At 57.0% G+C, this 25792-nt stretch carries 26 protein-coding genes; 20 read left to right on the top strand and 6 right to left on the bottom strand.

The window, feature by feature from the left end:
• Positions 1 to 19 precede the first annotated feature (19 nt).
• Genes C5F52_RS04260 through C5F52_RS04250 form a run of 3 tightly spaced genes read left to right on the top strand, consistent with a single transcriptional unit; the run spans position 20 to position 1768 of the window.
• Complete coding sequence (locus C5F52_RS04260; protein WP_104797040.1) at positions 20 to 472, top strand: DUF2147 domain-containing protein; 453 nt, start codon at positions 20 to 22, stop codon at positions 470 to 472.
• A gap of 11 nt (positions 473 to 483) precedes the next feature.
• Complete coding sequence (locus C5F52_RS04255) at positions 484 to 1248, top strand: enoyl-CoA hydratase (RefSeq protein WP_104797039.1); 765 nt, start codon at positions 484 to 486, stop codon at positions 1246 to 1248.
• 22 nt (positions 1249 to 1270) lie between these two features.
• Positions 1271 to 1768, top strand: coding sequence for a thioesterase family protein (locus C5F52_RS04250; RefSeq protein ID WP_104797038.1), 498 nt, complete (start codon positions 1271 to 1273; stop codon positions 1766 to 1768).
• 2 nt (positions 1769 to 1770) lie between these two features.
• Here C5F52_RS04250 and C5F52_RS04245 read toward each other — a convergent pair whose 3' ends face one another.
• Positions 1771 to 2181, bottom strand: coding sequence for an acyl-CoA thioesterase (locus C5F52_RS04245; protein WP_104797037.1), 411 nt, complete (start codon positions 2179 to 2181; stop codon positions 1771 to 1773).
• A gap of 38 nt (positions 2182 to 2219) precedes the next feature.
• On the opposite strand from C5F52_RS04245, the gene C5F52_RS04240 reads away from it, so the two are divergent.
• Positions 2220 to 4034 (top strand): ABC transporter ATP-binding protein/permease, encoded by a 1815-nt coding sequence (locus tag C5F52_RS04240; RefSeq protein WP_104797036.1) that lies wholly within the window; start codon positions 2220 to 2222, stop codon positions 4032 to 4034.
• Positions 4035 to 4488: 454 nt separating this feature from the next.
• Here C5F52_RS04240 and metK read toward each other — a convergent pair whose 3' ends face one another.
• Positions 4489 to 5673, bottom strand: a complete 1185-nt coding sequence (gene metK / locus C5F52_RS04235; RefSeq protein ID WP_104797035.1) for a methionine adenosyltransferase — start codon at positions 5671 to 5673, stop codon at positions 4489 to 4491.
• Between the two features lie 194 nt (positions 5674 to 5867).
• Here metK and C5F52_RS04230 point away from each other — a divergent pair, with 194 nt between their 5' ends.
• A complete protein-coding gene (locus C5F52_RS04230; RefSeq protein ID WP_104797034.1) occupies positions 5868 to 6734 on the top strand; it encodes a lysophospholipid acyltransferase family protein in 867 nt (288 codons plus the stop codon).
• A 3-nt stretch (positions 6735 to 6737) separates the two neighbouring features.
• Positions 6738 to 7604 (top strand): lysophospholipid acyltransferase family protein, encoded by an 867-nt coding sequence (locus tag C5F52_RS04225; RefSeq protein ID WP_104797033.1) that lies wholly within the window; start codon positions 6738 to 6740, stop codon positions 7602 to 7604.
• Between the two features lie 12 nt (positions 7605 to 7616).
• Here C5F52_RS04225 and yihA read toward each other — a convergent pair whose 3' ends face one another.
• Positions 7617 to 8219 carry a ribosome biogenesis GTP-binding protein YihA/YsxC gene (gene yihA, locus C5F52_RS04220; protein ID WP_104797171.1) on the bottom strand — a complete coding sequence of 201 codons (603 nt, stop codon included), beginning with the start codon at positions 8217 to 8219 and terminating at the stop codon, positions 7617 to 7619.
• Between the two features lie 228 nt (positions 8220 to 8447).
• Between yihA and C5F52_RS04215 the strand changes: the two genes are divergently transcribed.
• From C5F52_RS04215 to C5F52_RS04205, 3 genes are all read left to right on the top strand, one after another.
• Positions 8448 to 9101, top strand: coding sequence for a cytochrome c (locus C5F52_RS04215; protein WP_104797032.1), 654 nt, complete (start codon positions 8448 to 8450; stop codon positions 9099 to 9101).
• Between the two features lie 141 nt (positions 9102 to 9242).
• Positions 9243 to 10265 carry a protein-methionine-sulfoxide reductase catalytic subunit MsrP gene (gene msrP, locus C5F52_RS04210; protein WP_236657705.1) on the top strand — a complete coding sequence of 341 codons (1023 nt, stop codon included), beginning with the start codon at positions 9243 to 9245 and terminating at the stop codon, positions 10263 to 10265.
• 13 nt (positions 10266 to 10278) lie between these two features.
• Complete coding sequence (locus C5F52_RS04205; protein ID WP_104797170.1) at positions 10279 to 10908, top strand: sulfite oxidase heme-binding subunit YedZ; 630 nt, start codon at positions 10279 to 10281, stop codon at positions 10906 to 10908.
• 378 nt (positions 10909 to 11286) lie between these two features.
• Here C5F52_RS04205 and lysA read toward each other — a convergent pair whose 3' ends face one another.
• Both lysA and C5F52_RS29645 read right to left on the bottom strand, forming a co-directional pair.
• Entirely contained in the window at positions 11287 to 12564 is a 1278-nt protein-coding gene (gene lysA / locus C5F52_RS04200; protein WP_104797030.1) for a diaminopimelate decarboxylase, read from the bottom strand.
• A gap of 18 nt (positions 12565 to 12582) precedes the next feature.
• Positions 12583 to 12891 (bottom strand): lipoprotein, encoded by a 309-nt coding sequence (locus tag C5F52_RS29645; protein WP_146100028.1) that lies wholly within the window; start codon positions 12889 to 12891, stop codon positions 12583 to 12585.
• 13 nt (positions 12892 to 12904) lie between these two features.
• Between C5F52_RS29645 and cyaY the strand changes: the two genes are divergently transcribed.
• Positions 12905 to 13234, top strand: coding sequence for an iron donor protein CyaY (gene cyaY, locus C5F52_RS04190; protein WP_104797169.1), 330 nt, complete (start codon positions 12905 to 12907; stop codon positions 13232 to 13234).
• Positions 13235 to 13281: 47 nt separating this feature from the next.
• Here the strand turns inward: cyaY and C5F52_RS04185 are convergent, their stop codons facing one another.
• On the bottom strand, positions 13282 to 15591 hold the full coding sequence (locus C5F52_RS04185; RefSeq protein WP_236657730.1) for a penicillin-binding protein 1A: 2310 nt from the start codon (positions 15589 to 15591) through the stop codon (positions 13282 to 13284).
• Between the two features lie 188 nt (positions 15592 to 15779).
• Here C5F52_RS04185 and pilM point away from each other — a divergent pair, with 188 nt between their 5' ends.
• Genes pilM through C5F52_RS04135 form a run of 10 tightly spaced genes read left to right on the top strand, consistent with a single transcriptional unit; the run spans position 15780 to position 25755 of the window.
• Positions 15780 to 16979, top strand: a complete 1200-nt coding sequence (gene pilM, locus C5F52_RS04180) for a pilus assembly protein PilM (RefSeq protein ID WP_161499644.1) — start codon at positions 15780 to 15782, stop codon at positions 16977 to 16979.
• Positions 16979 to 17968, top strand: a complete 990-nt coding sequence (locus tag C5F52_RS04175) for a pilus assembly protein PilP (protein WP_104797027.1) — start codon at positions 16979 to 16981, stop codon at positions 17966 to 17968. Before pilM ends, C5F52_RS04175 begins: the two co-directional genes overlap by 1 nt.
• The gene (locus tag C5F52_RS04170; RefSeq protein ID WP_104797026.1) at positions 17965 to 19524 is read left to right on the top strand and encodes a type IV pilus secretin PilQ; all 1560 of its coding nucleotides are present in this window, start codon (positions 17965 to 17967) and stop codon (positions 19522 to 19524) included. The genes C5F52_RS04175 and C5F52_RS04170 overlap by 4 nt, the downstream gene beginning before the upstream one ends.
• An 8-nt stretch (positions 19525 to 19532) precedes the next feature.
• A complete protein-coding gene (locus C5F52_RS04165) occupies positions 19533 to 20108 on the top strand; it encodes a shikimate kinase (RefSeq protein WP_104797025.1) in 576 nt (191 codons plus the stop codon).
• 3 nt (positions 20109 to 20111) lie between these two features.
• A complete protein-coding gene (aroB, locus tag C5F52_RS04160) occupies positions 20112 to 21212 on the top strand; it encodes a 3-dehydroquinate synthase (RefSeq protein WP_104797024.1) in 1101 nt (366 codons plus the stop codon).
• The gene (locus tag C5F52_RS04155) at positions 21209 to 22342 is read left to right on the top strand and encodes a deoxyguanosinetriphosphate triphosphohydrolase (RefSeq protein ID WP_104797023.1); all 1134 of its coding nucleotides are present in this window, start codon (positions 21209 to 21211) and stop codon (positions 22340 to 22342) included. Before aroB ends, C5F52_RS04155 begins: the two co-directional genes overlap by 4 nt.
• Positions 22343 to 22363: 21 nt before the next feature.
• Positions 22364 to 23581 (top strand): CynX/NimT family MFS transporter, encoded by a 1218-nt coding sequence (locus C5F52_RS04150; protein WP_104797022.1) that lies wholly within the window; start codon positions 22364 to 22366, stop codon positions 23579 to 23581.
• Complete coding sequence (locus tag C5F52_RS04145; protein WP_104797021.1) at positions 23574 to 24149, top strand: DUF1415 domain-containing protein; 576 nt, start codon at positions 23574 to 23576, stop codon at positions 24147 to 24149. The genes C5F52_RS04150 and C5F52_RS04145 overlap by 8 nt, the downstream gene beginning before the upstream one ends.
• Positions 24150 to 24152: 3 nt before the next feature.
• The gene (locus C5F52_RS04140; RefSeq protein ID WP_104797020.1) at positions 24153 to 25013 is read left to right on the top strand and encodes an SAM-dependent methyltransferase; all 861 of its coding nucleotides are present in this window, start codon (positions 24153 to 24155) and stop codon (positions 25011 to 25013) included.
• Between the two features lie 34 nt (positions 25014 to 25047).
• The gene (locus C5F52_RS04135) at positions 25048 to 25755 is read left to right on the top strand and encodes a transposase (protein ID WP_104797019.1); all 708 of its coding nucleotides are present in this window, start codon (positions 25048 to 25050) and stop codon (positions 25753 to 25755) included.
• The last annotated feature ends 37 nt before the right edge of the window (positions 25756 to 25792 follow it).

The following is a 25792-nucleotide window of genomic DNA, read 5'->3' as shown; positions in this document are numbered from 1 at the left end:
ATTCGAGTAAATTCAAACCATGACACACACACACTTTTTCAAAACCCTCGTGGGCTTGGTCCTGTTGGCTGCTGGCAGCAGCTTTGCCCAAATGACGCCCGTGGGCACTTGGCATTCGATCGATGACAAAACGGGTGAGGCCAAAGCTGAAATCCAAATCGTCGACAAAGACGGCGCGCTCAGTGGCCGCGTGGTCAAGTCACTGCGCAACGATCCCAATGCAAAGAAAACTTGCGACGATTGCAAAGATGATCGCAAAGGCCAGACCATCATCGGCATGGAAATCGTGCGCGGCGTGAAGCCTGATGCCTCAGGCGAGAATCTGTGGGCCAGCGGCGGAAAAATTTTGGATCCCGAAAATGGCAAGGAATACACCGTCAAAATGGTGCCGCAAGAAGGTGGCAAAAAGCTGCAAGTGCGCGGCTACATTGGTCCGTTTTATCGCACCCAAGTTTGGCTGCGTGCCCAGTAACTAGGAAAACTATGTCCGAAATTTTGAGCCACATCGATGCAGGTGTGATGACGCTGACGTTCAACCGCGTCGATAAAAAGAACTCACTCACTGCTGCGATGTACACCGCATTGGCTGACGCGGTGGAGCAAGCCGAGCGCAACCCCGAGGTGCGCGTGTTGGTGTTCCAAGGCCATGAGGCTGTCTTTTGCGCAGGCAACGACATTGCTGACTTTTTGCACAACCCGCCGTCTTCGCAAGACGCGCCTGTGTTCCGTTTGTTGAGAAACATCGCGGCATTTCCAAAGCCTGTCTTGGCAGCTGTGGCTGGTCCCGCCGTGGGCATCGGCACCACGCTGTTGTTCCATTGCGATTTGGTTTATGCCGGCGACAACGCCGCGTTTGCCATGCCGTTTGTCAACCTGGGTGTGTGTCCCGAAGCTGCATCAAGTTTGCTGGCACCACAAATGATGGGCTACCACCGCGCAGCTGAAGCGCTGTTGTTAGGTGAGCCGTTCATGGCTGAAGCCGCTTTGGAAATTGGTTTGGTCAACCGCGTGTTGCCCCCCACCGAGGTCAACAGCTATGTGCAAGCGCAAGCCCGTAAGTTGGCAGCTAAGCCTTTGTCGTCATTGCTCGAAACCAAGCGTTTGATGAAAGCAGGTCAAGCCGCATTGGTGCAAAAACAAATGAATGAAGAAGCCGTTTCCTTTGGTCGTATGCTGACAGAGCCTGCTGCCAAAGAAGCGTTTGGTGCCTTCATGGAAAAACGCAAGCCTGATTTCTCGAAGCTTTGATTTTTTGAACGAAAGACCGCCGATGTCGTCAACGATTGCCAACACGGGCGTGGCCAGTGCTGTGATGTTTGAACCCGAATACTTGAACAGCTTTCGCGACATCTACGAAGAGAAGATTGTTTTCAACAAGTTGCTCGGCTTGAAGATCGTCAGCGTGACACCCGATGAAGTGGTCGCCCGCATCGACATGCGCCCCGATCTGGTGGGGCACTATGCCTACAACCGCATCCATGGTGGTGTGATCAGCGCGGTGCTCGATGCCATAGGCAGTGCCGCAGTGATGGCGTGCTTGGCTGCCAAGCACATGAAAGAACCACCTGCAGAGCGTTTAGAGCGTTTTGCCAAGCTTGGCACGATTGATTTGCGGGTTGACTACTTGCGCCCTGGCATTGGTGAGCACTTCACCATCCACGCCCACGCTTTGCGTGTGGGCACGCGTGTGGGTACTTCGCGCATGGAGTTTCGTGGGCCTGATGGCACGCTCATGTCCACAGGCACTGGGGCCTACATCGTTTCCTAAGCTCAGTCTTTGGGAATCACGCGGGGCTTGCCCGTCTCATCGATGGCCACATAGGTGAGGGTGGCTTCGGTTACCTTCATGTATTCACCTTGGGCGCTGAAACGCTCTGCAAACACTTCCACCTTCACATTGATCGAGGTGTTTCCAATGCGCACCACGCGTGAGAAAAAGCTCAAGATATCGCCTACTTTCACTGGGTGCTTAAAGATGAACTCATTCACCGCCACCGTGGCAAAACGGCCTCGCGCATAGCGTGCGGGTAGAACAGCGCCCGCCAAGTCGACTTGAGCCATGACCCAGCCACCAAAAATGTCGCCGTTCTGATTGCAGTCGGCTGGCATAGGGATGACTTTGAGCACCAGTTCTTGGTCGGTGGGCAGGGGGACGGCGTGTGGGTTAACTGAGGTAGACATAGGCACAATCGAAGAATTACTTTTTGGCATTGTGCAACATGCGTCATCACGCCCATTCTTCTGCGCCCACTCCTACTGGGCAGCCACCTAAACAACGGCCCGACAGCGAAACCATCAAACGCCTTTTCCCCTATTTATGGCAATACAAGTGGCGCGTGGTCGCCGCCTTGAGCTTCATGGTGGGTGCCAAGCTGGCCAACGTCAGCGTGCCTTTGTTGCTCAAGGAGTTGATTGACGCCATGTCGTTCAAGCTGAATGACCCGCTGGCCGTCATCGTGGTGCCCGTGTCCTTATTGGTGGTGTACGGTGTGCTGCGTTTGTCGGTGTCTGGGTTCACCGAGTTGCGCGAGTTGGTATTTGCCAAAGCCACGCAAGGTGCGGCACGACAAATTGCGTTGGAAACATTTCAGCATTTACATGGCCTGAGCTTGCGCTTTCACTTAGAGCGCCAAACGGGCGGTATGACGCGCGACATTGAGCGTGGCGTACGTGGCATTGAGTCACTCATTTCGTATTCGCTCTACAGCGTGGTGCCTACGCTGATTGAAGTGGCCTTGGTGCTCAGCATCTTGGCCGTGAAGTTTGATGTGTGGTTTGCAGGCATCACGCTGGCGGCGTTGGCGTTGTACATCGTGTTCACGATCAGCGTGACCGAATGGCGCACCCAGTACCGTCGCCAAGCCAATGAGTTTGACTCAGCTGCGCACGTCAAAGCTGTGGACTCGTTGCTCAACTATGAAACCGTCAAGTACTTCAACAACGAAGCCTTTGAAGCTGCACGCTATGACAAAAGCCTTGAGGCCTTGCGCTTGGCGCGCTTGAAAGCGCAAACGTCTTTGTCGCTGCTCAACACAGGCCAGCAACTCATCATCGCCGTGGCCTTGGTGGGCATGCTGTGGCGTGCCACGCAAGGCGTGGTTGATGGCCGCATGACCTTGGGCGACTTGGTGATGATCAACGCCTTCATGATTCAGCTCTACATCCCATTGAACTTTTTGGGCGTGCTGTACCGCGAGATCAAACAAAGTCTGACCGACTTGGACCGCATGTTTACGCTGCTTGAAAAAGAACGCGAAGTGGCCGATGCGCCTAATGCGCCTGCTTTGCAGCTGAGCGGTTCGCCTACGGTGAAGTTTGAATCCGTGGTGTTTGCTTATGAATACACCCGTCCCATCTTGCATGGCATCAGCTTCGAGATTCCTGCGGGTAAAACTGTGGCGGTGGTTGGGCCTTCGGGCTCTGGCAAGTCCACGCTTGCGCGTTTGCTGTTTCGCTTTTACGACGTGGGCAGTGGCGCGATCACCATCGACGGCCAAGATATTCGCCAAGTCACACAAAGCAGCGTGCGCCGCGCCATGGGGATCGTGCCGCAAGACACCGTGTTGTTCAACGACACCGTGCGCTACAACATCGCTTATGGCCGCACGGATGCGACCGAGGCTGAGGTGGAGCAAGCGGCAAAGGCCGCGCACATTCACGACTTCATTTCCGCCACACCCAAGGGCTACGACACGATGGTGGGTGAACGTGGGTTGAAGTTGTCGGGCGGTGAGAAGCAACGCGTGGCGATTGCACGCACCTTGCTGAAAAATCCACCGATTGTGATTTTTGACGAGGCCACTTCGGCACTCGACAGTGCCAATGAGCGTGCCATTCAAGCCGAGTTGCAAAGTGCTGCGCAGAACAAAACTACGCTGGTGATTGCGCACCGTTTGTCGACCGTGGTGGATGCACATGAGATTTTGGTGTTGGATGCGGGGCGCATTGTGGAACGGGGTGCTCACGCGCAGCTATTGGCTATGAATGGTCGGTATGCGCAGATGTGGGCGTTGCAGCAGTCGTCTGAGAGTTGATTCTGCTTTCGTCGTCGTTTCATTCTTAGTTTTGTGCGTTTTTGGCTTAGGCGAAGCTTGGGTGGCGCACCCCAAACGGCTTACATCGCTGCGCGACGAATGGCGCCTTATTGGGCTACGCCACCCAAGCTTCTCTTGGCGAACGGTCAATGATGCTCGCACTGTTTATCGTTTCCGGTGGGACGTACCTGCAATCAAAGAAGTAGTGCGTACGTTTCTAGCTAAGGCATTACTTATCAGTTGCGGTATCGGTATTGCAAGCACAAATCGCCTGAAGTTTTCCGAACAACCAAATGCGGGTTGGGGTAGGCAGATGCGGCGCCATTCGTCGCGAAGCGATGTAAGCCGCGTCTGCCTACCCCAACTCGCATCCCCGAGGGCCGAAGGCAAAGACTCAAACAAAAAGGGCCTCCCATCAAAAACGAGAAGCCCTTAAACAGAAGCAAAGAAGCGTTTACTTCACGCCAGCAGCCGCCTTCAAAGCAGCAGCCTTGTCAGTCCGTTCCCATGTGAACTCTGGCTCTTCACGGCCAAAGTGGCCGTAAGCCGCTGTCTTGGTGTAGATCGGGCGCAGCAAGTCGAGCATTTGAATGATGCCTTTCGGGCGCAAGTCAAAGTGCTCAGCCACCAGTGCTGACAACTTGTCGTCAGAGATCACGCCAGTGCCGGCCGTGTTCACGGTGATGTTCATGGGGCGTGCCACGCCGATGGCGTAAGCCACTTGCACTTGGCACTGAGTGGCCAAACCAGCGGCCACGATGTTTTTAGCAACATAGCGTGCAGCGTAAGCGGCAGAGCGGTCCACCTTGGATGGGTCTTTGCCTGAGAACGCGCCACCGCCGTGAGGGCATGCGCCGCCGTAGGTGTCCACAATGATCTTGCGGCCAGTCAAACCACAATCGCCTTGTGGGCCGCCAATGACGAAACGGCCTGTGGGGTTGATCAAAAACTTGGTGTCTTGCAACCACTCTTTGGGCAACACTGGCTTGATCAGCTCTTCGATGATGGCTTCATTGAAGCTGGCTTTCATCTTGGTAGCGGACTCGCTTTGGTCAGGGCTGTGTTGGGTCGACAGCACCACGGTGTCAATGCTGTGAGGCTTGCCGTCCACGTAGCGCATGGTCACTTGGCTCTTGGCGTCAGGTCGCAAGAAAGGCAAGCGGCCATCTTTGCGCAACTGGGCTTGGCGCTCAACCAAACGGTGTGCGTAGTAGATGGGGGCTGGCATTAGCTCTGGTGTTTCGCTACAAGCGTAGCCAAACATCAGGCCTTGGTCGCCTGCGCCGATGTTGAGGTGGTCGTCAGACGCGTGGTCCACGCCTTGGGCGATGTCGTTGGATTGCTTGTCGTAGCAAACCATCACGGCGCAACCTTTGTAGTCGATGCCGTAGTCGGTGTTGTCGTAGCCGATGCGTTTGATGGTGTCGCGTGCAACTTGGATGTAATCCACGTGCGCGTTGGTGGTGATCTCGCCAGCCAATACAACCAAGCCGGTGTTGGTCAGGGTTTCGGCAGCTACGCGTGAGAGCGGGTCTTGCTCGAAGATGGCGTCCAAAATCGCGTCAGAGATTTGGTCTGCCACTTTGTCTGGGTGGCCTTCTGAAACGGATTCAGAAGTGAAGAGGTAATTGCTAGACATAAAAAAAGCTCCTTGTTTTCAATGGGTTGTTCGGCGTTGCCGACCCTGAAAACTTGGAGCCTAGCGAACGCTTTAGCAGTGGTTTGGGCCTAGCCCTCACTCTCACACCGTGGTGTGTTGTCGCCCTGCAAGTAGTTCTGTAACTCGGCGACAATCAGAATTCTAATGGATTTATCAAAGTCATCAAAAAGTTCATGTCTGCCGTCACACGTCTGTTTCATTTCCTAGCTCGTATTCCACTGCCATTGATGCAGCGTTTGGGTGCTGCGCTCGGTTGGCTGGTGTGGTGGGTGTCACCTAGCTATCGACGTAATTTCCAAGCAAATGTGAAGGCCGCTGGCGTCGCATGGCGTGATGCGCGTCCAGCCGTGGCCGCGATTGGCTCAATGGTGGCCGAGTTGCCTTGGGTGTGGATGCGCCCACATGCCGCCAAGCTCGACAGCTTGGTGAAGTGGGATGGCGCTGAATACTTTGAAGCTGCCATGAAAGCTGGCAAGGGCGTCATCATCATGTCGCCACATTTGGGTGCGTGGGAAATTGGGGCGCAAGCCATTGCTGAAAAATTCGGCCCCACTCACGGACCCATGATTGCCTTGTTTCGTCCAGCGCGCAAAGCATGGTTAGAGCCCTTGGTGGCCAATGCACGTACACGCCCTTATTTAGATTCAGCACCCACCTCATTGGCCGGTGTGCGCACGCTGATTCGCGCATTGCGCAACGGCGGCTACACGGCCATCTTGCCCGACCAAGTGCCGCCCTTGGGTCAAGGTGTGTGGGCGCCTTTCTTTGGTCGCGATGTGTACACCATGACTTTGTTGGCGAAGCTGGCGCAGCAAACTGGCGCACAGGTCATCATGACGTGGTGCGAACGCTTGCCTGCAGACCAACGTTTTTGCATGCACATGCGTCCGTTTGACGCGCCCGAAATGAAAGACACCAACGTATCGCCCGAGGTGGCTGCAGCGGCGGTCAACCGAGGCGTGGAAAGTATGGTTTTGGATGCACCCGGTCAATACCTCTGGGGTTACGCGCGTGACAAACAACCGCGCGCAGAAGGCTAAACCATGTTCAGCAATTTGGGTTTGTGGGTGTTGCGTGGCTTGGGCTATTTGCCTTTGTCGTGGTTGCGCACCCTAGGTGAGGGCTTGGGCGCTTTGCTGATGGTGGTGATTCCATCGCGCCGCCGTGTGGTGCAAACCAATTTGCGTGTTTGCTTTCCACATTTGAGCGATGCCGAACGTGATGCATTGACCCGCCAAACCTTTGTGTATTTCGCGCAAGCGTGGCTGGACCGCAGTTGGCTGTGGCACCGCAGTGCGGCTTGCATTCAATCACGCGTCCAGTTGTCGGGCGAGGTGGCCACTTTGTCAGAGGCCACGCCCACTGTGATGTTTGCGCCGCATTTCATGGGTTTGGATGTGGGGTGGACGGCGCTCACGCTCAACTTACCCTTGCACTTCACCACCATCTTCACGCCGCAGTCGAATGCGGCGGTGGATGCGTGGGTCGCCAAGGGGCGTCAACGGTTTGGCAACGTGCGTTTGTTTCGTCGCGAGGATGGCGTCAAGCCCATCATCGCGGCCTTACGAAAAAACGAATTGCTGTACTTGCTGCCTGACATGAACTTTGGCCCAAGTGAGTCCATCTTTGTGCCGTTTTATGGCGAGCCAGCCGCGACCGTGCCGTCTTTGTCGCGCTTTGCCAAACTGGGGCGAGCCCGAGTGATGCCCGTCATCACGCGCATGACGGATACAGGCTACGAGGTTGTGGTGCATTCGGCTTGGAATGACTTTCCCACAGACGACGCCGAGGCTGACACGGCCACGATGAATAAGCGCTTAGAGGTGTTTATCAACACCATGCCAGCTCAATATTTTTGGGTGCACAAGCGCTTCAAAACACGCCCACCAGGCGCATCTGAACTTTACTAAGACCTGGTTGAATTAAGGGTGCATCCACTTGTACAAAGTGGCCGCCACTTCATCCACACCTTGTTTCTTCAGTGCCGAGAACAAGCGAACTTCACCACCACCCGCTTGCAGCTTGGTGATTTGCAGAGCCTTCGCACCATCAGTTTTGTTGAGCTTGTCAGCCTTGGTGAGCAGCACCAAAAACTTCATGCCCTCTGCCACGCGCGGGCGAATCACATCTAACAAAATTTCGTCCAGCTCCGTCAGGCCGTGACGTGGGTCACACATCAGCACCACTGCGCGCAGGTTGGGACGGGTGAGCAAATAGTTGGCCATTACTTGTTGCCAACGAATCTTGTCTTGCTTGGGCACGGCCGCGTAGCCGTAGCCGGGCAAGTCAGCCAGCACGGCATCGGTTTTGCCTTGGCGGCCCATGGCGAATAAGTTGATGTGCTGGGTGCGGCCTGGTGTTTTGGAAGCGTAGGCCAAGCGTTTTTGTTGGGTCAGCACGTTGATGCAGGTGGATTTACCCGCATTGGAGCGGCCGACAAAGGCAATTTCAGGCAAGTCGTAGGTGGGCAGGTGGTGCAACTGGGCCGCGGTGGTCAAAAACCGTGCGGTGTGCAGCCAGCCCATGGCGTATTTGGCTTGATCGGCAGGGCTTAAGAGCTCGAATGCAGCTTTGGCAGCAGCGCGTTCGGCTTCGCGTTGGGCTTCAAATTCGGCATTCAGGACCGCGATTTCAGGCACCTCAGGCGTGTCATTTTGGGCGGGGGTGTCGTGTGGGTCTGGCTGGTTCATGAGGCATTGTAGAATCACCGCAGTTTTTCGACGTCTTTGAGACCCATTAACCAAAGAACACCTATGAAGCTGATTGCCTCTTTGTTGATTGCTGCCGCCTTGGTAGCCCCCGCCCTTTCCAATGCCGCCGAGCCTGCAACCCCTGCAGCCAAGGCTGATTTGGCCAAAGGTGAAGCAACCTATACCGCTGTTTGCGCGTCTTGCCACGGTGCAGATGGCAACGCCGGTTCGCCTGCCTACCCTAAGCTGGCACAACAGCACCCAGATTACTTGGTCAAACAATTGCAAGAGTTCAAATCTGGCAAGCGTGCGAACGCCATCATGAGCGGCATGGCTGCTGGCTTGTCTGAAGCCGACATGAAAAACGTTTCAGCTTGGTTGGCCTCGAAAGAAGCCAAGCCTAACTTTGCCAAAGAAAAAGACTTGGTTGTCTTGGGTGAGCGCATTTACCGCGGCGGCGTGGCTGACCGTCAAATTGCCGCTTGTGCTGGTTGCCACAGCCCAACAGGTGCTGGCATCCCATCACAGTACCCACGCTTGAGCGGTCAGCACGCTGACTACACCATGGCGCAATTGAATTCCTTCCGTGAGCACGGCAACAAAGGCGTGGGTCAAAACGTTGGCCGTGGCAACAGCGCTCAAATGAGCGGTGTGGCTGCCAAGTTGAATGACCGTGAAATCAAGGCTGTGGCTGACTACATCGCTGGTTTGCGTTAATTCAGAGCCTTAGCGCTCACATCGAAAAGCTGGCCCTGTGCCAGCTTTTTTGTTTCTGGTCTTAAGGTCTTTCTGTGCGTGGCATGAGGCTCGATGGGCGATGCCTCACAATGCAAAAACTTTTGGATTCAAGGGGGCTTCGTGCGTTTCAATCAATTTTCGAAAAGCAGTGACTCTGGTTTTGTGCACACGCTGAGCAGCGACATCACACCGCAAGCGGTGTATGCGCAGCGACGCGATTGGCTCAAACAAATGGCAGCAGGCGCAGCAGGGCTGTCAATGGCTGCATGGGCTTCGCGTGAGGCGCTGGCCCAAACCCCCAGCGACGTGGTGATACGCCCAGGCAAGCTGGCCCCGTTGACGGGCGCTGTGAGCCGCGTGAGTGGTGCCAACACCATGGAAAAAATCACCACCTACGCCGATGCCAGCAGCTACAACAACTTTTACGAATTCGGCACGGACAAATCTGACCCCGCCAAATACGCTCACACCTTGCAAACCAAACCGTGGACGGTGGAGGTCGAAGGGCTCGTTAAAAAACCGGGCCGTTTCGACCTAGACGCCTTGCTCAAACTCAGTCCCATGGAAGAGCGCATTTACCGCTTGCGCTGCGTGGAAGGTTGGTCCATGGTCATTCCGTGGCTGGGCTACTCGCTGGCCGAACTCATCAAACGTGTGGAGCCTTTGGGCAGCGCCAAGTATGTGGAGTTCATCACCCAAGCCGACCCCAAAACCATGCCTGGCGTGCGCTCGCGGGTGCTCGATTGGCCGTATGTCGAAGGCCTGCGCATGGACGAGGCCATGCACCCGCTCACGCTCTTGAGCTTTGGCATGTACGGCGAAGTGCTGCCCAATCAAAATGGCGCGCCTGTGCGCTTGGTGGTGCCTTGGAAATATGGTTTCAAAAGCGCCAAGAGTTTGGTGAAGATTCGCTTTGTGGAGAAGCAGCCCGTTAATTCATGGGGCCGCTCAGCGCCGCAAGAGTATGGTTTTTATTCCAACGTCAATCCGAACGTGAGCCATCCGCGCTGGAGCCAAGCCACCGAGCGTCGCATAGGCGAAGACGGTTTGTTTGCCAAAAAGCGCAAGACCTTGATGTTCAACGGTTACGAAGCCCAAGTGGGCCAGCTTTATGCGGGCATGGACCTGAGCAAACTGTATTGATGTGAAGACCGCTTTGCGAAAAGCCCTGCAACACCGCAGCGCCAAGCCAGTGCTGTGGTCGCTTTGTCTTTTGCCATTTGCGTGGCTGGTGTGGGGCACTGTCAACGATGCGTTGGGTGCCAACCCTGCCGAGTATTTGATACGCGCCACGGGTGACTGGACGCTGCGCTTGTTGTGCGTGACGTTAGCGGTGACGCCATTGCGTGTGATGTTGGGTTTGCCTGAGTTGGCAAAGCTGCGGCGCATGTTGGGTTTGTTCACCTACTTTTACGCGGTGTTGCATGTGCTTTGTTACAGCTGGCTCGACATGGGGTTTGAGTGGGGTGATATTGCCGCAGACATCGCCAAGCGCCCGTTCATCTTGGTGGGGTTCAGTGCTTTTGTGTTGCTCACGCCGTTGGCATTGACCTCGTTCAATCGCGCGATTCGATGGTTAGGTGCCAAGCGTTGGCAGTGGTTGCACCGTTTGGTGTACGCCGTAGCGGTATTGGCTGTGCTGCACTTTTTTTGGATGCGGGCGGGGAAGAGTAACTTCACTGAGGTGTTTGTTTACGCCTCAGTGATCTTGGTGTTGCTTGCTTGGAGGGTTGCCCACTCTTCTTTGTGGCGCCATTTGTTTGGCTCGGGTGGTTTCGCTCGCTGATGTGGCTACGGGCGTACGGCCCCTTCCTCATGCTGGAGTACCAGAAATCGTCAGGGGCCGCACACCCGTAGCCACATCGGTATGCTGGTTGTGAACTGATTCATGCTGACGATTTTTGTCTTAGCGAAACGCCCCACGCTTTGTGTCCTTGGTGCCATTTACGCAGTACACCGGTTAGTCCAAAGTGTTTGACCTTGCGTACGAATCACCCCGAAGCCACGGCGAGTAGTCAGCGCCTGACTTGGCGACATTCGTCGCGCAGCGATGGGAGCCATGGCAGGTGCTGGCTGATCGTCGGGGCGGAGCGAAAGAGCCGACACGACACCACAAAACAGCAAACGAGAAGAAGCGTGTCAAAGAGACACGCTAAGCAAAAAATTAACGAACCAACGACTCACAGGCCATCTGGTCCGCCACCGTCTCACGACGACGAATCACATGCGCCTTGGTGCCGTCTACCAAAATCTCAGCCGCACGCCCACGTGTGTTGTAGTTGCTAGACATCGCCACGCAATACGCGCCGGTGGACAACACCGCCAGCAAGTCGCCTGATTGCACTGTCAGTTGACGGTCACGGCCTAACCAGTCACCGCTCTCGCACACAGGGCCCACCACGTCATACGTCACCGCATCACCAGTACGGGCAGACACGGGCACGATTTGGTGGAAGGCTTCGTACATCGCAGGTCGAGGGAGGTCGTTCATTGCGGCGTCGACGATGCAAAAGTTTTTTTGCTCGCCTGGCTTCAAGTACAGCACTTCAGTCAAGCACACACCCGCATTGCCCACGAGTGAGCGGCCGGGTTCAATCATCAACTGGCGCTGGCCGTAGCCGCGTGCGTCGAGTTTGGCCAGCAGTTGCGCCCACAGTTCGTCTGCAGCAGGTGGTGTGTCGCCGTTGTAGTTGATGCCTAAGCCGCCGCCAAAGTCGATGTGGTGAATGGCAATGCCTGCGGCTTCGATGGCTTGCACGAGGTCCAGCACGCGATCCATCGCGTCAAGATAAGGCGTGGACTCTGTGATTTGCGAGCCAATGTGGCAGTCAATGCCTGTCACTTGCAATCCGGGCAAACTCGCAGCGCGTTGGTAAGTGGCCAAGGCGCGTTCATGCGCCACGCCAAATTTGTTGCCTTTGAGGCCGGTGGAAATGTAGGGGTGGGTTTTGGCATCTACGTTGGGGTTCACGCGAATGCTGATGGGCGCACGTTTGCCCATGCTTTGTGCAACTTCGCTCAGCACTTCCAACTCGGCTTCGCTCTCGACATTGAAGCACGCAATGCCTGCCTCCAAAGCCTTGCGCATTTCGGCGCGTGTTTTGCCCACGCCGGAGAAGATCACTTTAGACACATCACCGCCTGCAGCAATGACGCGATCGAGCTCGCCGCCCGACACGATGTCAAAGCCGCAGCCTGCTTGCGCAAACACTTGCAATACGGCGAGTGACGAGTTGGCTTTCATGGCGTAACAAATGCGGGCGTTGCGGCCTGCAAAGCCGCGTTGGTAGGCCGCTAGGGCGCTGAGCATGGCGGCTTTGGAGTACACAAACAGCGGTGTGCCGTGTGCGTGTGCGAGGTCGGCGAGCTTCACGCCTTCCAAATACAAATCGTTGTTTTGTGTGGCCACAAAAGGCGCACCGGCAAGCGTGGTGTGTGTCATCAGACGGCTCTTGAAAAATTAGCGGCCAGACGCAGAGGCTGCGTTGGCAGGGGATGGGGCAGCGGGTGCTGTGGTTTTGCGGGGTGCTGTTGTAGGTGCTGATGCTGCGCTAGATGCTGGAGTCGCCGCAGTCGCAGCTGTGTTGCCCGGCAATTGGCGGCGCACAATGTCGGGCAATGTGGCGCGTTGTTTGAACTCTGGGTCGTTGGGCATGTACAAGTTGCCTTTTTGGCCGCAAGCCGTTAGCAAGGCAACTGCACACAAGGCAGAGGCCACACCCGCACCAAGGCTTGCGCCCCTGACTAAAATCTTTTGTTCAATACCCATGGCACAAATTGTAATGACCGATCTCGAATTCTTAGACCGCGCAGAACTTCTGCTCAAAGCCGTTGAATTGGCCTGTGACCGCATCAACGACGACGGTGATGCCGACATCGACAACCAGCGCGTGGGCGGCATGATCACCCTCACGTTCGAGAACAAAAGCCAAATCATCATCAACCTGCAAAAGCCCCTGCACGAGGTGTGGTTAGCTGCGCGCTCAGGTGGGTATCACTTCAAGTTTGATGGCCAGCAATGGGCGGATACCAAAGGCCAAGGCGAGTTCTTTGCACGTCTTACCAAAGACGCCAGTACCCAAACTGGCTTGGCGCTTATCTTTCACGCTTAACGTTACCGCTCGACACAGAAAAAAGGGGCGCTATCAGCGCCCCTTTTTTAGTTCTTGAACAAATCGAGAATCTTTTTCTTCTCGTCGTTGGCTGGCAGCTGTTCGCTGCTGTTGCCTGAACGGCTGTCCATCCCAAGGCTGCCCACGCCAGCGCCTCGGCTGAATTCGGTATAGGCCCAGTCGCCGCCTTCATGGCTCAAGCCTGAAGGGGGCGTAGGTTCAGAAACGGGCACGTTTTGCAAAGCGTGTTGCATGTAGCTGATCCACACGGGCAAGCTCAAACCACCACCGGTTTCGCGGTCACCCAATTTGCGTGGGGTGTCGTAACCAATCCAAGTCACGGCGGTGAGGGTGGGGTGATAGCCCGCAAACCACGCATCCATCGAATCGTTGGTGGTACCGGTTTTGCCGTAAATGTCGTTGCGCTTCAACGTGGCTTGGGCGCGTGCGGCCGTGCCTGAGCGTGTGACTTCTTGCAGCAAGCTGGTCATCACAAAGGCGTTGCGTGCATCAATGGCGCGGGCCGATTCATCCGGCGGTGTTGGGGTGAACTCAGACAACACCTTGCCCATTTGGTCCGTCACCTTGGTGATGAGGAAGGGGTTCACTCGGTAGCCGCCGTTGGCAAACACCGAATAGCCCGCCGCCATTTGCATGGGCGTGACCGAGCCAGCGCCCAGCGCCATGGTCAAGTAGGGAGGGTGCTTTTCTGCGTCAAAGCCAAACTGTGCAATCCAGTCTTGCGCGTTTTGCGCGCCCACGGCTTGCAGCACGCGAATCGAAATCATGTTTTTCGATTTGGCCAAGCCTTTGCGCAAAGTCATGGGGCCTTCAAACGTGCCATCGTAGTTTTTGGGTTCCCACGGTTGGCCACCTGTGACGCTGGCATCGAAGAACAAGGGTGCATCGTTCACCACGGTCATGGGCGTGAAGCCTTTTTCCAGTGCGGCAGAGTAAATGAACGGTTTGAAACTCGAGCCAGGCTGACGCCACGCTTGGGTCACGTGGTTGAACTTGTTCTTGTTGAAGTCAAAGCCACCCACCAGTGCGTGAATGGCGCCATCGCGTGGGTCAATCGACACAAACGCGCCTTCCACTTCCGGCAGTTGGGTAATTTCCCAGCCGCCTTTGGCGGTCTTGGTGATGCGCACCAGCGCGCCTGGGCGCAGCTTGATGTTGGGCGCAGCTTTGTCAGACAAGCCCGATTGCACGGGTTGCAAACCTTCGCCCGTGATTTCCAGCACCTCGCTGTTTTGACGGACCACGCGCACTTTCTTCGGCGTCGCTTCCAGCACCACAGCGGCCAACAAATCGCCCTTGTCGCCTTGTTCGATCAAAGCGTCGTCAATCGCGTCTTCCAGCTCTGCCGCCTTCTCTGGCAGGTTGATGAAACGCTCAGGGCCGCGGTAGTGTTGGCGGCGTTCAAAGTCCATGATGCCGCGACGCAGCGCAAAGTAGGCCGCTTGTTGGTCGCTGGCGCGGATGGTGGTGTACACGTTCAAGCCGCGGGTGTAGATGTCGGGGCCGTATTGCGCAAACATCAGCTGGCGCGCCATTTCGGCCACGTAGTCGGCGTGGGTGTTGAGGCTGCTCATGGCCGTGCGAATCTTCAACTCTTCTTGCTTGGCTGCCACCGCTTGTTCTTTGGTGATGAAGCCGTTTTCTTCCATGCGCTCAATGATGTAGAGCTGGCGCGCGCGTGCACGCTTGGGGTTGACGATGGGGTTGTACGCCGACGGTGCTTTGGGCAAGCCCGCCAACATAGCGGCTTCGGCGATGCTGATGTTTTTCAGCGGCTTGCCAAAGTAGGCTTCAGACGCAGCGGCAAAGCCGTAAGCACGGTTACCCAAATAAATTTGGTTCAAATAGATTTCAAAAATCTGGTCTTTGCTGAGCATGTGCTCGAGCTTGCTGGTCAGCAAGATTTCATAAATCTTGCGGGTGAATGTTTTTTCTGACGACAGGTACACATTGCGTGCCACCTGCATGGTGATCGTTGAAGCGCCTTGGCTCTTGGCGCGACCCAAGTTAGCCAAGGCTGCACGCATCAGACCGATGTAGTCCACACCGTTGTGTTGGTAAAAGCGCGCGTCTTCAATGGCCAGCACCGCGTCTTTCATCACCTTGGGGATGTCTTTGAATGGGGTGAGGTTGCGGCGCTCTTCACCGAACTCGCCAATCTGTGTGCCCTCGACCGAATACACGCGCATCGAGAGCTTGGGGCGGTAATCGGCCAAGTCCGAGATGTCGGGCAATTGGGGGTAAGCCATGGCCAGCGCGACGGCGACCAAAAGGCCCACCACCAGCATGCCAGCAGCGGCAATCCCTATGGCCCACAGCAAAAGCCGGCTCGCCATGGAACGGGGGGCTGCAGGTGCAGCAGCGTGTTCTTTCGAACCTTCGGGGGTGTGGTTTGTCGCCATAAGTGGGGAGGATTATAAAAACACGCTTCCATCACAAAAGTCTCGAGTCAAACACCTCCGCAGCCACTTGTCAACGCGTTGAAATGCCAAGCACCCCGACCCTTTGCAAAAGGAAGTGTTTCATGCGTTGGACCTCATGGCTTTCCCGTTCACGCCCGCGCCGCCTCTGCGTGGTGGGGCTCGATGTGGGCCCTGATGCCTGCAGTTTGGTGGTGCTCAGCGGCTCACCCAGCCAACCCGATACCGTTTGTTGTGCTGAGCGTTTGGCGTTGCCCGAGGGGCTGGTGGCGCATGGCGAGGTGATGCAGTCGGTGGAGCTGGGCCTGTGGTTGCGCGCTTATTTGGAAGCAGGCGATTACCAACCCGAGCTGGCCTATCTTGGTTTGGACAGCGCTTGTGTGTCTAACCACCTTGTGACCTTGGCTGCGAGTTTGTCGCCTGACGATGTGGCATTTCAGTTGCAGGCCGAGGTGCAATCGCTGCTGCCCGATTACGCATCCGAGGTGTGCATGGATTACAGCTTGGACACCGAGTCGGCACCTGCGGGTGAGCTGCTTTATTTGGTACAAGCTGCGCCGCGCTTGCGTGTTGAGGCCTTGCAGCGGGTCGCCCAGCTTGCCGGTTTGAACGCCGCTGTGGTTGAACCCCGTCAAGATGCTGTGCGTCGCACGGCGCTGAGTCACACTTTGGCCGCTTTGCCTCAGGCCAGTGCCGCCTTGGCGTTGCAGTGCGATGAAGCTTTTGGTTTGGCCTTGCGTGGTTGGATCGAGGAAGGTGCGAATTTTCTGCCCCACCGTGAGAACACGCAGCATGTGTTGCGCCGTGCATGGTTGCTGGGCGTCGCTGTGTGCGCCATGGGCGGCGCATTTTTGGCCTTGGGATTTGGCGCGGTGATGGCTTCTGCCGCCGAAAGCAAACAGCCGCACGCCGGCGATGTGGTGGCGTCAGCACGCGCCTTTGACGAGGTGCAAAAAGCGCATGCACACACCAAAGCCCTACATGAGCGCCGCGCAGAACAAAGCCGCTGGCTGAAGGCACGCCAAGATTTGCAGTCGCAAAGCTTGCAATGGAGCCGTGTGCTCAGCCAAGCCGCACAGGGCGTGTGGGTGGCCAGCGTCAAACAGCAAGGCACGCGCTGGACCATGCAAGGCGAGGCGTTGTCATCCAAGCACGCGCAGCAGTTGGTGCAACAACTCAAGGCCCTTGATATTTGGGCGCAAGCGCCAGAGCTGCCGCAATTGCAAGTGATGCCCGCCGTGTCCACCACCGGCTTGCCGGTGTGGCAATTTCGCATCGAAGCCGATTTGAAGGTGGGGGTGTGATGAAAGGTTTGACTTTCGCTCTGCCGCAGTTGGACTTGCGCCGTCCTTGGCTTTGGCCGCGCGCTTATCAATATGCTTTCTTCGTTGGCGCGGGCGTTTGTGGTGCGATGTTGCTCAGCCCGTGGTGGCTACACAGCTGGCAAGCGTGGGATGACGCCAGCGAGGCCAAGGCTAAATGGGTGGCAGAACAAGAATCAACGCAAGCTTTGCGCGCACAGACTGCACAGCTATTGCAAACTTCCAGTCAGCCGCAAGCCACATTTGCAGATGCGGCTGCGCTGACCCGGTTGGCAGAGCAACAGGGGTTGCAGCTGTCTCAACTCAGGATGGACAAACCACAACACAACCCTGCGCTGGGTGCACTGCACATGCAGACCTTGCCTGTGCATGTGAAGGTGCAAGGCTCTTGGGACAGTTGGCTCAATTGGTTGGCGCAGTGGTCCACCGCTGCCCCAGGCGTGACGGTGTCGTCGCTGGAGCTCAAGGCCGATCCACGTGGTGGCGTTTCTGCGCAAGTGTTGGCGTTGGCGCCGCAACCCACGGTGACTGATGCAGCATTCGAGTTGGCCAGTGTCAATTCAGAAGGTGCTGCGCCAGTTGACCCCTTCAGTGCGCAAGCTTGGGGCCGAACGCAACGCGCCCATGCCGAGCAACATCCCAGCTATGCCCGTTTGGTGGCGCCTGAGCTTTTGCGTGCGCGCGATGTGTTGGAAGCCTATCCGCGCGAACGCTTGCAGTACGTGGGGCAAATCGCTTCCGCGGATGAGATGGAGGCCTTGGTCAAAGTGCTGCCGCCAGTCGGAGATAAAAACAATATGCCTATGGTGAGTGTGCATCGCGTGCGTGCGGGCAGATATCTGGGACAAGACTTTGGGCGGGTGTTGGCGGTGGCGCCTGACCATTTGCTGATTCAAGAATTGGCGCTGAGCTCTTCGGGCGAATGGCACATCCGTGATGTGCGTTTGCCCTTGCATGAGGCTGCGCCATGAGCTGCAAGTTTTTTCGCGGTGAGTTGATGCGTCGCCGATGGGCGTACGCCGTGCGTTGTGCGTTCGTGTACAGCGGCATACTTTTTCTCTCAACGTTCGCGTTGCCATTGCAAAGCCAAGAAGCCAAACCCACTTACACCGGTGCCCCCATGTCGATGAATTTTCAAAACATCGAGGTGCGCACCGCTTTGCAAATCGTGGCCGATTTCACAGGGCTCAACATCATCACGTCCGACAGCGTCACAGGCGCATTGACCTTGAAGCTGCATAAAGTGCCTTGGGACCAAGTGCTGGATATCATGGCCCAAGCCAAGGGCTTGAGTGTGCGCCGGCAAGGCAATGTCATTTGGGTGGCGCCACGCACGGAAGTGGCGGCGCGCGAAAAGCTCGAATATGAAAGCAAGCTCGCCGCACAAAACCTAGAGCCCATGCAAACCCGCGGCTTCACGCTCAACTACGCCAAGGCGGTGGATGTGCTGACGCAGATTCAAGGGGGCACGGTGTTGCCTGCGATGTCTACCGTTGGTGGCGGGTATGGCGCAGGCTATGGCGGTTTCGGTAGTGCAGGCCTGGGTTATGCGCCGCCCATTAACTCAGCACCTTTCAGCCTGTCGTCGATGGGCGGCGGCTCACGCATCCTAAGCACACGCGGCAGCGCCATGGCCGAGTCGCGTACCAACCAACTCTTCGTCACCGACATTGCCGAGCGCCTTGACCAAGTGGCGCTAATGATTGCCAAGATCGACATCCCTTTGCGCCAAGTGATGATCGAAGCGCGCATCGTGCAAGCCAGCGACACCTTTGGCCAGACGTTGGGTGTGCGCTTGGGTGGGATGGGGCAGGGTGGTGCACAAAACGTGTGGGGGCCGACCAATACCAACGTCATCGCCAATGCCAACCCCACCGCGCAGCAAGGCACCAGTTTCAACATTGCCGACAAAGCGCTCGACACCACGGGTAGTTTTGTCAACTTACCGGCTGCCAGTCTTAACGGTTTTGCATCAGCTAGTTTTGCAGTGTCTATCTTCAACTCGGCCAAGAACCGTTTTCTCAACCTTGAACTTTCAGCGCTCGAAGCTGACGGCAAAGGCAAGGTTGTGTCTAGCCCGCGCGTGGTCACCGCAGACCAAGCCAAAGCCGTGATTGAGCAAGGCACAGAGTTGCCTTATCAAGTGGCCGCCGCCAGCGGAGCCTCCACCTTGGCGTTTCGCAAAGCCAACCTCAAGTTGGAGGTCACGCCACAAATCACGCCCGAGGGCGGCATCGTGTTAGACCTTGATATTTCCAAGGACAACGTGGGCCAAATCACGCCTGCGGGTTTTGCCATCGACACCAAGCACGTCAAGACGCAAGTGCTGGTGGAAAACGGCGGCACGGTCATGATTGGCGGCATTTACGAGACCAGCGAGCAAGAGGATGAGTACAAAGTCCCGTTCTTCGGCGACATTCCCGTGCTGGGCTATTTGTTCAAAAACCGCCGCACCGCCCAAGCCAAGCAAGAATTGTTGGTCTTCATAACCCCTAAAATGCTCGATCACAGTGCCGTTGCACGTTAAGAAAGCATATGTTGTTGGTTTTGGTGGGTCTGCCGGGTTCCGGCAAAACGACCGTTGGGCGTCAACTCGCTCGGCGACTGCATCTCCCCTTTGTTGATTCGGATCACGCGATTGAGAACCGCTTGGGTTGCTCGGTCCGCGAATATTTCGAACGCGAAGGGGAAGACCGCTTTCGCGACCTCGAATCTGAAGTGCTCGCCGATTTGTGCCAAAACCACCATGGCGTGTTGTCCACCGGCGGCGGCTCGGTGTTGCGCCTGATCAACCGAGAGCGCCTGCATCAACACGGCCACGTGTTTTATTTGCGCTCCAGCCCAGAAGAAGTGTTTCGCCGTTTGCGTAACGACCAAAACCGCCCCTTGTTGCAAGTGGCCGATCCGCAAGCGCGCTTGCGTGAATTGCTCGAAGTGCGTGACCCGCTGTACCGCGAAACCGCACACTACGTCATCGAAACGGGCCGCCCCAATGTGGCGGGCTTGGTCAACATGATCGTGTCGCAGCTCGAACTCGCTGGCCACATCAAACCCGTTTCGCCCCCTGCGCTTGCCGACCGCCCACGCGTGTCGCCCCCACACAGAATTTGATTCATGTCGAACACACCACACCTCGAACGCGTTGCCATTGACTTGGGCGATCGCAGCTATCAAATTTTGATTGGCGAGCAGTTGCTCAACGCTGCCAGCACATGGGCCAACTTACCCAAAGCCTCGGCTGCTCTCATCGTCACCAACGACACCGTGGGCCCCATCTATGCCGAGCGTTTGCAAGCCGCTCTTGCACCGCTCTACAAACACGTGCACACCGTGGCCTTGCCCGATGGCGAGAGCCACAAAGATTGGCAAACGCTGAATCTGATTTTTGACGAGCTGCTGGGCAAAGGCGCCGACCGCAAAACCGTGTTGTTCGCCTTGGGCGGCGGCGTGGTGGGCGACATGACCGGTTTTGCCGCCGCTTGCTACATGCGGGGCGTGCCCTTTGTGCAAGTGCCCACCACCTTGCTGGCACAGGTCGACTCCTCGGTGGGCGGCAAAACGGCGATCAACCATCCCATCGGCAAAAACATGATTGGTGCGTTCTACCAACCGCAACGTGTGGTGTGCGACCTCGACACCTTGCAAACCTTGCCCCAGCGCGAGATGAGCGCGGGCTTGGCCGAAGTCATCAAATATGGCCCCATTGCCGACATGCAGTTTCTCGATTGGATCGATGCGAATCTCGACGCGCTCTTGGCGCGTGACCCGAAGGCTTTGGCACATGCTGTGAAGCGCAGCTGCGAAATCAAAGCCTGGGTGGTTGGCCAAGACGAACGCGAGGGCGGCATCCGCGCCATCCTCAACTTTGGCCACACATTCGGCCACGCTATCGAGGCGGGCTTGGGCTTTGGCGAATGGCTGCACGGCGAAGCTGTGGGCTGCGGCATGGTCATGGCCTCGCACCTGTCGCAACGTTTGGGTTTGGTGGACGAGGCGTTTGTGTCGCGCTTCACCGCCCTCATCGAACGTGCAGGCTTGCCCATCGTCGGCCCCAAACTTGGCGCGGACGTTTACCTGCACCACATGCGTGTGGACAAAAAAGCAGAAGCAGGCGAAATCAAATTCGTGCTCATCGACAAGCCCGGCACAGCCATTGTGCGCGGTGCGCCTGACGCTTTGGTGGCGCAAGTCATTGATGACTCCTGTTCCCAATGACGCAGCTAGCACCCTACGCCTGCCTGCCTGAACAGTCGCGTGGTCGCCGCCACGCAGAACCCTCACTTCCCGCCCACGCCTCCAGCGTGCGCAACCCGCATCAGCGCGACCGCGACCGCATCGTGCACTCCACCGCGTTTCGCCGCTTGGTTTACAAGACGCAAGTCTTCTTGAACCACGAAGGCGATTTGTTTCGCACGCGCATGACGCACTCGTTGGAAGTGGCGCAGCTCGGCCGCTCTATTGCGCGCGCGTTGAGTCTGAACGAAGACTTGGTGGAAGCCATTGCCTTGGCACACGACCTTGGCCACACGCCCTTCGGTCACGCCGGTCAAGACGCGCTGAACGAATGCATGGCCCCTTATGGCGGCTTCGAGCACAACCTGCAAAGCTTGCGCGTGGTGGATGAACTTGAAGAGCGTTACCCCGCGTTCAACGGCCTCAACCTGAGCTTTGAAACGCGCGAAGGCATCTTGAAGCACTGCGCGCGTCGCAACGCCGAACTCATCAACGCGCATGAGCCCAACGGCATCGCCGCCCGTTTTTTGAACGGCACACAGCCCAGCCTTGAAGCGCAACTGTGCAATTTGGCCGATGCCATTGCCTACAACGCGCACGACATTGACGACGGCGTACGTTCTGGCTTGCTCACGCTCGAACAACTGCAAGACGTGTCGTTGTTTGCTCGCTATCACGCGCAAACTTTGGCTGAGTATCCACAGCTTCAAGGCCGCCGCGTGTTGTACGAAACCATTCGCCGCATGTTGAGCGATCAGGTGTACGACGTGATCAACGCCACGCGCACAGCGCTGCAACAGCACGCGCCCACCAGTGCAAACGAAGCGCGCCAGTGCCCAGCCATCGTGCAGTTCAGTGCAGCGATGTACGAAGAGTCAAAAGCGCTCAAGTCGTTTTTGTTCCGCAATTTGTACCGTCACCCGCAGGTCATGCAAACCACAGACGGTGCGCGCGCCATGGTGCAAGAACTGTTCGCCGTCTACTTGGCCAAGCCCCAAGAAATGCCCGCCGCCTACGCCCAGCGCAGCGATGTGCCGCGTGCCGTGGCCGATTACTTGTCGGGTATGACTGATCGTTTCGCCACGCGTGAGCACGCACGCTTGACGGCATAAACCTAGCTGCATCTACGCCACATGAGCAAGCACCGCTTTGGCATCCACCCCTCGTGGGTCATTGTGTTTGCAGGCGTGTGCGCTGCGTTGCATGTGGGCAAGCTGCCGCCTGCGTTGCCGGTGCTGCAAGACGCACTGAATATCACTTTGGTGCAAGCCGGTTTCTTGCTGTCTGCGGTGCAAGTGGCCAGCATGACGCTCGGCCTTGCTGTTGGGCTCAGTGCTGATAGTTTGGGCCTGCGCCGCAGCATGTTGGTCGGCTTGGCACTGTTGTCAGTCGCCAGCATCAGTGGTGGCTTTGTGGCCGATGCCAGTGGCTTGTTGTTCTTACGCGCATTAGAAGGCTTGGGCTTTTTGCTGGTCGTCATGCCTGCGCCCGCGCTCATTCGCCGCACGGTGGATGCATCGCAGCTCAGCGGCCGCATGGGCTGGTGGGGTACGTACATGCCCACGGGCAGTGCGCTGGCGCTGCTGTTGGGTCCTTGGGTTATTGCGGGTTTGAACTGGTCCGCGTGGTGGTGGCTGCTGGGTGCAGTGGCCGCGTTGGCTTGGGTGGCCGTTTGGTTGTGCGTGCCCGATGTGCAGCAGCCAGCACCCACACACAACGCTGCCAATGACGCATGGCCCAAGCGATTGGCGCTCACCCTTCAAAGCCCCGGCCCTTGGTTGGTCGCACTCACGTTTGCGGTGTATTCATCGCAGTGGCTGGCCGTGGTGGGCTTTTTGCCCACGGTCTATGCCGAGTTAGGTTTAACGGCGGGCACTGCAGGTGTGTTGTCGGCTTGTGTGGCGCTGGCCAATGTGAGCGGCAACATCATGTCGGGCCGTTTGCTGCAACGCGGCTGGCCTGCGCAGCGTTTGCTCTGCATTGGTTTTGCTTGCATGACCTTGGGCGCTGTCGGCGCATATGCCGTGTTGAACGGCGAAGGCTTGCCCACCTCGTTGCGCTTTGCGTGCGTGGTGATGTTCTCGGCCGTGGGCGGCTTGATTCCCGGTACTTTGTTTTCATGCGCTTTGCGTTTGGCCCCCAGCGAAGGCACGGTGTCCACCACCGTGGGCTACATGCAGCAGCTCTCGGCGCTGGGCCAGTTTGCAGGCCCGCCCTTGGTGGCATGGGTAGCAGCCAGCGCAGGCGGCTGGCAGTGGACATGGGCCGTCACTGCCACGCTCAGTTTGGCAGGTGTGGTTTTGGCGCACTTCATTGGCCGTGCGTTGCATAAGAAAGAAAAACATGACTGACACATTGACCCCAGACCAAGAACGCACCGCCATCGAAGACACGCAAAAGTGGTTGCTAGAAGCCGTAGTGGGCCTGAACTTGTGCCCATTCGCCAAATCGGTAGTGGTCAAAGACATGGTGCGCTACCGCGTGTGCGCATCTGCCGAACCCGCCGACGTGCTGGCCATGCTGCGCGAAGAATTGCAGCACTTGGCTGAGGCCGACCCAGACAAGCTGGACACAACGCTACTGATTGCGCCCAACGCCTTGCCCGACTTTTTGGACTTCAACGATTTCTTGGCCGACTGCGACGAAGTGCTGATGGACCTAGAGCTAGACGGCGTGCTGCAAGTGGCTGACTTCCATCCGCTCTACCAATTTGGCGGCACGGAGGTGGAGGACATTGAGAACTTCACCAACCGCACGCCATACCCTACGCTGCACTTGTTGCGCGAAGCCAGCATTGACAAAGCTGTGGAGGCCTATCCCGATGCGTCGCTTATCTTTGAGCGCAACATTGAGGTGTTGAATAAGTTGGGGCATGAAGGCTGGAGCAAGCTGGGCATCGCTTCTCGACTGCACAATTAAGCTATGTCCAAACACAAACAAGCCGCAGCACCCAAATCTCTAGACCTCGACCTGCGCCCTGGCCAGTCCATCGAATTGCTCAAAGAGCTGCACATCCTCACCCGCGACGGCAAGCTGAACCAAGATTCACGCCGCAAGCTCAAGCAGGTGTATCACCTGTTTCAGTTCATCGAAAAGCTTTTGAAAGAACTGCCCGCCAGCGAGCAAGGCCACACCTTGGCCGACCACGGCGCGGGCAAGTCGTATTTAGGTTTCATCATTTACGACTTGTTTTTCAAAGCCTTGGGGCAGGGCAGTATTTACGGCATCGAGACGCGCAGCGAGTTGGTGGCATCGTCCCAAGCACTGGCGCAGCGCTTGGGGTTCGAGCGCATGAAGTTTCTCAACCTCAGCGTGGCCGAGTCCGCACACAGCGATGCTTTGCCCGACCAGATGGATGTGGTCACCGCGCTCCACGCCTGCGACACGGCCACCGACGACGCGATTGCGTTTGGCTTGCAAAAGAAAGCTAAATACATGGTGCTCGTGCCGTGCTGCCAAGCTGAGTTGGCCCGCGCGCTCAACAAAAACAAAGCGCTCAACTTGCAGCGCACACCGCTGGCTGAGCTGTGGCGTCACCCGTTGCACACGCGTGAGATGGGCAGCCAGCTCACCAACGTGCTGCGCTGTCTGTACCTAGAAGCGATGGGCTACCAAGTGACCGTGACCGAGCTGGTGGGTTGGGAGCACAGCATGAAAAACGAACTCATCTTGGCCAAATACACGGGGCAGAAAAAGCGCAGTGCGGCTGAGCGACTACAGGCGTTGCTGGAAGAGTTTGGATTGCAAGAGTTGGCTGAGACGCGATTCAAAGTTGGTGCTTAATTAATCGGGGTCAGGTTCGAATTACCATCGGCAGATGGCTCGCCTCCCTCGTCTCACCGTCACCGGTTATCCGCACCACGTCATCCTGCGGGGCAACAACCGACAAGACATTTTTCGCAGCACCGCTGATTACCAGCGCATGCTCGATTTGTTGTTCGAGCACAGTCGCGCGCATAAGGTCGACATTCACGCCTATGTGTTGATGGGCAACCATCTGCATTTGTTGCTCACGCCGCAAGAAGACCAAGGTCTACCCAAAATGATGCAGGCCGTGGGCCGCAGTTATGTGCAGGTGTTCAACAAAGTGCACGCACGCACCGGCACGTTGTGGGAAGGGCGCTACCGCTCCACGCTCATTCAGACCGATCGCTACTTGCTGGCCTGCATGGCCTACATCGACCTCAACCCCGTGCGTGCGCACATGGTGGCGCAGCCTGAGGATTACGTGTGGTCCAGTTATGGGCATTACGCAGGGCATCGCACCGATAGGCTCATCACGCCACACGCCTTGTACTGGACCTTGGGCAACACGCCATTCGCGCGCGAGGCGGCATACGCCGAATTGGTGCATGCAGGCATCAGCGCTGACCAGCAGGGTGCATTGACCGACGCCACGCTCAGTGGTTGGGCGCTGGGCGACGAGCGTTTTGTGGCCGATTTGCAGTCACAAACTGAGCGACGGTTGGTCAAAACCAAGGCAGGACGGCCATTGAGCAAGGTCTTTAAACCTGTCCCCAATTAAATAATTACCAAAGTTGAGATTCAATTAATTAGGTTCT

Source organism: Limnohabitans sp. TS-CS-82 (assembly GCF_002943475.1).
The sequence above is the reverse complement of the archived record's forward strand: the minus strand, read 5'-3'. Positions and strand labels throughout refer to the sequence as shown.

Bases quoted from the DNA above. Each gene is read 5' to 3' on its own strand.
- C5F52_RS04245 (WP_104797037.1), bottom strand. From the start codon at position 2,181: ATGTCTACCTCAGTTAACCCACACGCCGTCCCCCTGCCCACCGACCAA.
- C5F52_RS04250 (WP_104797038.1), top strand. From the start codon at position 1,271: ATGTCGTCAACGATTGCCAACACGGGCGTGGCCAGTGCTGTGATGTTT.
- lysA (WP_104797030.1), bottom strand. From the start codon at position 12,564: ATGACACACACCACGCTTGCCGGTGCGCCTTTTGTGGCCACACAAAAC.
- C5F52_RS04165 (WP_104797025.1), top strand. From the start codon at position 19,533: ATGTTGTTGGTTTTGGTGGGTCTGCCGGGTTCCGGCAAAACGACCGTT.
- C5F52_RS04215 (WP_104797032.1), top strand. From the start codon at position 8,448: ATGAAGCTGATTGCCTCTTTGTTGATTGCTGCCGCCTTGGTAGCCCCC.
- C5F52_RS04170 (WP_104797026.1), top strand. From the start codon at position 17,965: ATGAGCTGCAAGTTTTTTCGCGGTGAGTTGATGCGTCGCCGATGGGCG.
- yihA (WP_104797171.1), bottom strand. From the start codon at position 8,219: ATGGGCTGGCTGCACACCGCACGGTTTTTGACCACCGCGGCCCAGTTG.
- C5F52_RS04185 (WP_236657730.1), bottom strand. From the start codon at position 15,591: ATGGCGAGCCGGCTTTTGCTGTGGGCCATAGGGATTGCCGCTGCTGGC.
- pilM (WP_161499644.1), top strand. From the start codon at position 15,780: ATGCGTTGGACCTCATGGCTTTCCCGTTCACGCCCGCGCCGCCTCTGC.
- C5F52_RS04260 (WP_104797040.1), top strand. From the start codon at position 20: ATGACACACACACACTTTTTCAAAACCCTCGTGGGCTTGGTCCTGTTG.
- C5F52_RS29645 (WP_146100028.1), bottom strand. From the start codon at position 12,891: ATGGGTATTGAACAAAAGATTTTAGTCAGGGGCGCAAGCCTTGGTGCG.
- C5F52_RS04155 (WP_104797023.1), top strand. From the start codon at position 21,209: ATGACGCAGCTAGCACCCTACGCCTGCCTGCCTGAACAGTCGCGTGGT.
- C5F52_RS04140 (WP_104797020.1), top strand. From the start codon at position 24,153: ATGTCCAAACACAAACAAGCCGCAGCACCCAAATCTCTAGACCTCGAC.
- C5F52_RS04240 (WP_104797036.1), top strand. From the start codon at position 2,220: ATGCGTCATCACGCCCATTCTTCTGCGCCCACTCCTACTGGGCAGCCA.
- C5F52_RS04225 (WP_104797033.1), top strand. From the start codon at position 6,738: ATGTTCAGCAATTTGGGTTTGTGGGTGTTGCGTGGCTTGGGCTATTTG.
- C5F52_RS04145 (WP_104797021.1), top strand. From the start codon at position 23,574: ATGACTGACACATTGACCCCAGACCAAGAACGCACCGCCATCGAAGAC.
- metK (WP_104797035.1), bottom strand. From the start codon at position 5,673: ATGTCTAGCAATTACCTCTTCACTTCTGAATCCGTTTCAGAAGGCCAC.
- C5F52_RS04255 (WP_104797039.1), top strand. From the start codon at position 484: ATGTCCGAAATTTTGAGCCACATCGATGCAGGTGTGATGACGCTGACG.
- C5F52_RS04150 (WP_104797022.1), top strand. From the start codon at position 22,364: ATGAGCAAGCACCGCTTTGGCATCCACCCCTCGTGGGTCATTGTGTTT.
- C5F52_RS04135 (WP_104797019.1), top strand. From the start codon at position 25,048: ATGGCTCGCCTCCCTCGTCTCACCGTCACCGGTTATCCGCACCACGTC.
- C5F52_RS04175 (WP_104797027.1), top strand. From the start codon at position 16,979: ATGAAAGGTTTGACTTTCGCTCTGCCGCAGTTGGACTTGCGCCGTCCT.
- cyaY (WP_104797169.1), top strand. From the start codon at position 12,905: ATGACCGATCTCGAATTCTTAGACCGCGCAGAACTTCTGCTCAAAGCC.
- C5F52_RS04230 (WP_104797034.1), top strand. From the start codon at position 5,868: ATGTCTGCCGTCACACGTCTGTTTCATTTCCTAGCTCGTATTCCACTG.
- aroB (WP_104797024.1), top strand. From the start codon at position 20,112: ATGTCGAACACACCACACCTCGAACGCGTTGCCATTGACTTGGGCGAT.